The sequence below is a fragment of the Camelimonas sp. FR25 genome, assembly GCF_059740505.1.
Map to the genome: position 1 here is coordinate 65,208 of NZ_JCAWFG010000066.1, position 7,450 is coordinate 72,657.

Here is a 7,450-nt window from a genome sequence, read left to right on the forward strand (position 1 = left end):
ACGCCTGGATAGCGCTGTCATCAACACGCGGCGCGCCCTGCCTATGATGCGCAGACCGACCGGCGCGTTTCAGTCCCCTATCAGCTGCTGACGAAGGAGAGCGACCATGACCCGGGAGCAAAGCATCCGCGAAACGGCTTACGCTATCTGGGAGGCTGAGGGCCGCCCCGACGGTCGCCACGCCGAGCACTGGCGGCTGGCTGAAGCGAGCACCCAGCCCTGCGCCAGCAATTTGGCGGCAGACAGCATGGCGACGCCTGAGGCGCGCCCTGTGCGGCGCAAGGCGAGCCTTGGCGTGAGCAAGGCCGCCGCCGTCAGCCCCGGCAAGGTGAAGGCCGCACAGCCGGCGAAGCCCCGCGCGACTGGCCAGAAAAAACCGTCGGCGCCAAAAGCCCCGCTGTGAGCGAACCGGCGATGGCGCAACCTGCGCCGTCGCCACACAGCGGCGAAGCGAGGCCTTGCTCATGGCGTCAGCGCGCGGGCATAGACGCTTGCGTAACGCAGGCAGGGCCGCCGCCAGTCGAAACGCTTGGCCATGGCGTGATCCCGCATCCTGCGGAAGGCTGCGCGCGAGCGGAACGCCTCAAATGCGCGCGACACCGCCTGGGTCAGGCCGGCGCTGCTCAAATTGGAGAACAGAAAGCCTGACAGGCCGTCCTCGATGGTGTCGGCGAGGCCGCCGGTGCGATAGGCGATCGGCAGGGCGCCGGAACGCTGGGCGTACATCTGGCTGAGGCCACAGGGCTCAAAGCGCGACGGCATCAAAAGGAAATCGCTGGCGGCGAACATCCGCCGCGCCTCGGCGTCGTCGAAGCCAATGCGGGCGGCCACGGCGTGCGGATATTTGCGCGCCACCTTTTCCACCGCCTCCTCGATGCGTGGCTCGCCCCGGCCGGTGACCACCAGCTGGCCGCCCTGGGCGACGATGGTTTCGGCGGCCATAAGCGACAAATCGATGCCCTTCTGGTGCACGAGGCGCGAGACGATGGCGAACAGCGGGCCGCGCGAATCCGGCAGGGCGAAGGCCTTGCGGATGTCCGCCGCATTGCGCCGCTTCCAGGCGCGCACCGCCTGGTCGCTGGTCTGATCATCGTCGAGCAGCCGGTTCCAGCTGTCGTCGATGCCGTTGACGATGCCGGTCAGCCGCCCTTCGTCCATGCGGGCGCGCAACAACCCGTCGAGACCGCAGCCATGCTCGGCGGTGGTGATCTCCCTCGCATAGGTCTCGCTCACCGTGGTGACGTGCGAGCCATAGAAGATGCCGCTCTTGAGAAACGACAGCTTGCCGTGAAACTCGCAGCCATTGATGTCGAGGGCCGCATCGGGGATGCCCAGCAGCCGCATGCGCTGGGGGTGGTAAAGCCCCTGATAGGCGAGGTTATGAATGGTGAGGATCGACGGCGTCTCGACGCCTTTCCAGCGCAGATAGCCTGGCGCCAGCGCCGACGGCCAGTCATTGACGTGCAGCACGTCGGGACGCCAGTTGGGGTCGGCTTCACCTGCGGCGAGCTCCGCCGCCGCCAGCGACAGGCGCGCGAAGCGAATGTCATTGTCGCCATAGTCGCCGCCGCCAAACGGCCCATAGGGCGAGCCGGCCCTGTCGTAGAGCTCGTCGCACAGCACCGTATAGATGGTCAGCCCGTCTGACGTGGCGGCGCGGCCGAGCGACCATGGCGGCAGGCCGGCGAAGCGCGGCATCTGCCGCACCACCTCCATATCTGGCAGCGCCATGCGCACCTGGCGGAAACCAGGCAGCAACACCCGCACGTCGCAGAAGGCCCGCAATTGCCGCGGCAGCGCCGTGGAGACCTCGCCAAGGCCGCCAGCCTTGATGAAGTCCCCCATCTCGGAGGTGACAAACAGCAGCCGGGTGCTGGCAGGCAGCAGCGAAACACCGTCGGGCTCGTCATCGCGCACCGCTGCAGCCGCGCGCAAGGCGTGGCCTGACGCCGCCATGGCCGGGGACGATATGGCGGGTGATGCAAGGGGTGGAACAAGGGGCGTAACGGGCGGGGGAACAAGCGGCGGAGGCAGGGAGGATGCAACCGGCCACGTATCAGTGACAATGTCTGACAAGGCGCAGGGCGCGGCGTCAGGCGCGCGTCCGGGTCTGGCCAGATCAGCTGAATCCGTCATCGCGTCACTCCCTGGCGGCCGGCGAACCTGGTGGGCGCATCCCCGGATCCGTCTCTGGCGAGCCCTCACAGAGCAAGTTGCGTGCCAGTCCTGTGCTCTGTCGCGATTTGCCGTTAGGTAATGAGGGCACGACGCCGGCCAGGGCCGGGGCCCACCGCGCGCGGCCCACCGTCAGTGACCCTTGATCCGCCAGCCTGAGACAGGCTTTTCACCGCTTTGCACGAAGCTGATATGACAGGGCGTCACGAGCACCGCAGCGCCACACCGGGCGCGCGCCAGCAGCGACAGGCGCCTGGCAAGTCCCGACCAGGGTCGCGCGCCTCGTCAATGGGCGCGCCACGCGACGTCCAATGGGAAAATCCAGGGGTGGCGAGCTCGTCTGCGGGGCCGTTCGGGCGCAGTGATGGCGCGGCGCCTCGCCGGGAGCGGGGCGGTCCGACGTTCGTGACTGATGAAATTTTAGGCGCTGAACCGCCCCGACCAGGACAGGCCGCGCGGCGCGACTAGCCGGGCGCAATCCGCCACGGCCCAGACGCACGACGTCCGCCCTCCTCTGCCGCGAACGCTGCGCAGACAGTCGCCTCCCGCCTGTTTCCGCGGCGCCCCGCGCCCCCGGCCCGCGACGCGCTCTCGCCAGTCCGCGCCAGCCCACGCCATATCCATAGCTGGCGGCCTGGCGCTGGCGGGCCACGTGGCGACGTCGCATCGCCTGTCATCCGGGCGTCACCCGACGCTGCACGTTTTATCATCTTGCCGGGTCGCTACGCTTCACGCGAGCATTGCCGCCGAACTCATGGCTCAAGGGGGTTTCCAGTGAACGCTTCTTTTCGTGACCCCCAGGCAGAGCTGAAACCCACCGATCAGGTGGCGCAACTCAAGAGCGCGGTGGTGCAGAAGCTGTCCTCGGCGCTGGGCAAGACCCCTGCCGTGGCGCAGCCGCATGACTGGCTGACGGCGGCGATCCTGGCCACGCGTGACGAGGTCATCGGCCCCTGGCAAGAATCGACCCAGGAGAGCTACGCCACTGGCCGCAAGCGGGTGTATTACCTGTCGCTGGAGTTTCTGATCGGCCGCTCGCTGGCCGACACGCTCAATAATCTTGGCCTCACCGGCCCGATGGCCCAGGCGCTGTATGAGCTTGGCGTCGACGTCAACAGCCTGGAGGGACTGGAGCCAGACGCCGCATTGGGCAATGGCGGCCTCGGTCGCCTCGCCGCCTGTTATATGGAGGCCATGGCCTCAACGGGCGTGCCGGCGCTCGGCTATGGCATCCGCTACGACCACGGCCTGTTTAAGCAGCGCATCGACGGCGGCAAGCAGGTTGAGGTTCCCGAAGACTGGCTGGCCTTCGGCCACCCCTGGGAGTTTGAGCGCCGTGAGGCCGCCTATCGCATTGGCTTTGGCGGCGCGGTGGTTCCCAAGGGCGACACCGACGAGGTGATGTGGAAGCCTGGCGAGACGGTGTTCGCCGTGGCCTATGACACGCCGATCGTCGGCTGGCGTGGCCGCGGCGCGACAACGCTGCGGCTGTGGCGCGCCCGCGCCATGCATCCGCTGGCGCTCGACGCCTTTAACCAGGGCGACCTCGACGGCGCCGTGGCCGAGCGCAACCGCGCCGAAGCCATATCCAAGGTGCTGTACCCCAATGACTCGACGCCGGCGGGCCAGGAATTGCGCCTGCGGCAGGAGTATTTCTTCGCCTCAGCCTCGCTGCAGGACCTGCTGCGCCGGCATTTCCGCCAGTTTGGCACGCTCGATAATCTGCCCGAAAAGGCCTCGGTGCAGCTCAACGACACCCACCCATCGCTGGCGGTGGCCGAACTGATGCGCCTCCTGGTCGATGACCAGGGCATAGACTGGGACCACGCCTGGGCGATCACCTGCGGCACGATCTCTTACACCAATCACACCCTGCTGCCGGAGGCGCTGGAGACCTGGCCGGTGGCGCTAATGGAGCGGCTGTTGCCGCGCCATATGCAGATCATCTTCATGATCAACGCCCGCTTCCTCGACCAGGTGCGCCGCCATGACCCGGAGGCGGACCTCGCCGCGCTGTCGCTGATCGACGAGGCGCATGGCCGGCGCGTGCGCATGGCGCATCTGGCCTTCATTGGCTCGCACAAGGTCAATGGCGTGTCGGCCCTGCACTCCAACCTGATGAAGGAGACGGTGTTCGCGCCGCTGCACCAGATTTTTCCGGAGCGCATCACCAATGTCACCAATGGCATCACGCCGCGTCGCTGGCTGCTGGGCGCCAACCCCGGGCTGACCAGGCTACTGAAGGAAACCTGCGGCGAGAAGGTGGTCGACGATATCGGTCTGATCCGCAACTTTGCGGCTTTTGCCGATGACGCTGGCGTGCATGATCGTATCGCCGCCATCCGCCGCGACAATAAGCTGGCGCTGGCCAAAATCATTCGCCGCGAATGTGGCGTCAACGTCAGCCCTGACGCGCTGTTCGACGTGCAGATCAAGCGTATTCACGAATACAAGCGGCAATTGCTGAATATTCTGGAGACCATCGCCCTGTATGACGCGATGCGCTCGGAACCTTACCGTGACTGGGCGCCGCGCGTAAAACTCTTCGCCGGCAAGGCGGCCTCCAACTATGGCACGGCCAAAGACATCATCAATCTGATCAATGACGTGGCCAGCGTGGTGAACAATGACGTCACCACGCGCGATCGGCTGAAGGTGGTGTTCCTGCCCAATTACAATGTCAGCCTCGCCGAGGCGATCATCCCCGCCTCCGATCTCTCGGAGCAGATCTCCACCGCGGGCATGGAGGCCTCCGGCACCGGCAATATGAAGTTTGCGCTGAACGGCGCCATCACCATTGGCACGCACGACGGCGCCAATATCGAGATCGGCGAACGGGTCGGCGCCGACAATATCCTGATCTTCGGCATGAACGCCGAAGAAGTGGAAGCGGCGCGACGTGATCCACGCCCGACTGATGAGGTGATCCGCGCCTCGGCGCATTTGGAGGGCGTGCTGGATTCGGTCGCCAGCGGCGCCTTCTCGCCAGGCGATCGCGACCGCTATCAGCCGTTGATAGCGGGGCTGCGCGCCAATGACTGGTTCATGACGCTCAACGACTTCGAGAGCTATCGCCTGACCCAGCGCCGCGTTGACAAATTATGGGCTGATCGCAGCGTCTGGCGGCGCATGTCGGTGCAAAACACCGCCCATTGCGCCTGGTTCAGCGCCGACCGCGCCATTCGCGAATACGCCGCGCGCATCTGGAACGTGCCGACGGCGGACCAGGATAAGGCGTAAGCCTTGGCCAGCCGCTGGCGGATCAGCGAATGCCCCCGCCCCGCCCGCATGGGCGCGACGGTGACGGCGGACGGCGTCTCATTTGCGGTGTTCTCCCGCCATGGCGAGCGGGTGCTGCTCAGCGTCGCCGACGAGACCGGCGCTGGGGAGGCGGCGCTGCTGCCCTTGCCATGCCGCCAGGGCGACGTGCATTTTGGCCTGCTGCATGGGGCAAAGCCTGGGTTGCGCTATGGCTTGCGGGTGGAAGGTCCATGGGCGCCGGAGCACGGCAATCGTTTCGACGCCGCAAAATTGCTGGTCGACCCCTATGCCACGCAGATCGACCAGCCGTTTCGCTGGGACGAGCGCCTTGCCCAGCACGGCGTCGATACCCTGGGCCTGACGCCCTGGAGCGTGGTCACCGAGGGGCCTGCCGCAGTTCCGCCGCGGGCCGGAGGCAAGCCGGCGTTTATCTATGAGCTGGCTGTGCGCTCCTTCTCCATGCGTCGCGACGATGTGCCGGAGGGTCTGCGCGGGACGATGGCGGCGCTGACAACGCCCGGGGTGCTGGCGCATCTCAAGCGTCTGCGCGTCAGCCATGTCGAGCTGATGCCGGTGACGGCGTGGATGGATGAGCGACATCTGCCGCCGCTCGGCCTCAGCAACGCCTGGGGCTACAATCCGGTGAATTTCTTCGCCCCCGATCCGCGGCTTGCGCCTGGCGGGGCCGCAGATCTGGCGGCCTTGTGCGCGGCCTACGCAAGCGCTGGCATCGGCGTCATTCTGGATGTGGTCCTCAATCACACCGCCGAGAGCGACATCTTTGGCCCCACGGTAAGCCTGCGCGGGCTCGACAACGCGGTGTATTACCGCCACGCCGCCGACGATCCCGGACAATTGGTCAATGACACCGGCTGCGGCAACACCCTGGCGCTGGATCGGGCGCCGGTGGTGCAACTGGCCATGGACAGCCTGCGTCATTGGCGACGGCTCGGCGTCAGCGGCTTCCGTTTTGATCTGGCCACAGTCATGGGGCGCACGCCCGGCGGGTTTAGCCAGGATGCGCCATTGCTCGCCGCCCTGCGCCAGGATCCTGAGCTGGCGGGCGCCATCCTGATCGCCGAACCATGGGACCTCGGCCCCGGCGGCTATCAACTCGGCGGCTTTCCACCGCCATTCGCCGAATGGAATGGCCGCTTCCGCGACGACGTGCGCAGATTCTGGCGCGGCGACGCGGGCGCCGCAGGGGCTTTGGCGACCCGCCTTGCAGGCTCATCCGATCTGTTCGCCGCAGCGCATCGCGGCCCGCACGCAGGCGTCTCATTCCTCGCCGCCCATGACGGCTTCACTTTGGCGGACCTGGTCAGCTACGCGCACAAGCACAATGACGCCAATGGCGAGGACAATCGCGACGGTGACAATGACAGCCACAGCTGGAATTGTGGCGCCGAGGGCAAGACCAGTGACCCTGACATCAACGCCGCCCGCCGCCGCGATATCAGGGCGCTGCTCGGCACCCTGTTCCTGTCGCGCGGCGTGCCAATGCTGACCGCCGGCGACGAATGCGGCCGCACCCAGCACGGCAACAACAACGCCTATGCCCAGGACAATCCAGCCTTCTGGCTCGACTGGCAAGCGGCGGACGATGAGCTGATCAGCTTTGTCGCAGAGCTGGCGTACCTGCGCGAGGCCCATCCGTTGCTCACTGCTGACAGCTTTCTAAGCGGCGCCGGCTATCCCCCCGACGCACAATGGCTGACGCCCGAGGGAGCCAGCATCGCCGGCGCTGATTGGCCCAATCTCGACGCCCTGTGCCTGCAGCTCAACGGCGCCGATGAGAGCTTGCTCATCGCCATCAACCGCAAATCCGCCGCGTTGCCCCTCTGCCTCCCCCCAGGCGCCTGGAGGCCCCTACTGGCCGCGTCTACTCAAGGTTCGCACAAGCAGCCTAACATTCTCCCGTCAAGGAGCGTGATGTTATGGGCGCGATCAGCAGAACGCTAAGCTACGCGCAGACGCAGCGCACCTGGGTCAAACAAAAAACCCCGCCGCCTTA

At 66.5% G+C, this 7,450-nt stretch carries 4 protein-coding genes; 3 read left to right on the forward strand and 1 reads right to left on the reverse strand.

The genetic code is table 11. The features are described 5' to 3' along the window. Positions 1-106 precede the first annotated feature (106 nt). A complete protein-coding gene (locus AC6A67_RS07770; protein WP_498035978.1) occupies positions 107-403 on the forward strand; it encodes a DUF2934 domain-containing protein in 297 nt (98 codons plus the stop codon). Between the two features lie 59 nt (positions 404-462). Here the strand turns inward: AC6A67_RS07770 and glgA are convergent, their stop codons facing one another. Next, positions 463-1,935: a glycogen synthase GlgA gene (gene glgA, locus AC6A67_RS07775; protein ID WP_498035979.1), complete on the reverse strand. Its 1,473-nt coding sequence runs from the start codon at positions 1,933-1,935 to the stop codon at positions 463-465. A gap of 1,014 nt (positions 1,936-2,949) precedes the next feature. On the opposite strand from glgA, the gene AC6A67_RS07780 reads away from it, so the two are divergent. Further along, positions 2,950-5,415, forward strand: coding sequence for a glycogen/starch/alpha-glucan phosphorylase (locus AC6A67_RS07780; protein WP_498035980.1), 2,466 nt, complete (start codon positions 2,950-2,952; stop codon positions 5,413-5,415). A 48-nt stretch (positions 5,416-5,463) separates the two neighbouring features. After that, entirely contained in the window at positions 5,464-7,398 is a 1,935-nt protein-coding gene (gene glgX / locus AC6A67_RS07785) for a glycogen debranching protein GlgX (protein ID WP_498035982.1), read from the forward strand. The last annotated feature ends 52 nt before the right edge of the window (positions 7,399-7,450 follow it).

Coding starts and splice junctions, on each gene's coding strand:
- AC6A67_RS07770 (WP_498035978.1), top strand. CDS start 107: ATGACCCGGGAGCAAAGCATCCGCGAAACGGCTTACGCTATCTGGGAG.
- glgX (WP_498035982.1), top strand. CDS start 5,464: ATGGGCGCGACGGTGACGGCGGACGGCGTCTCATTTGCGGTGTTCTCC.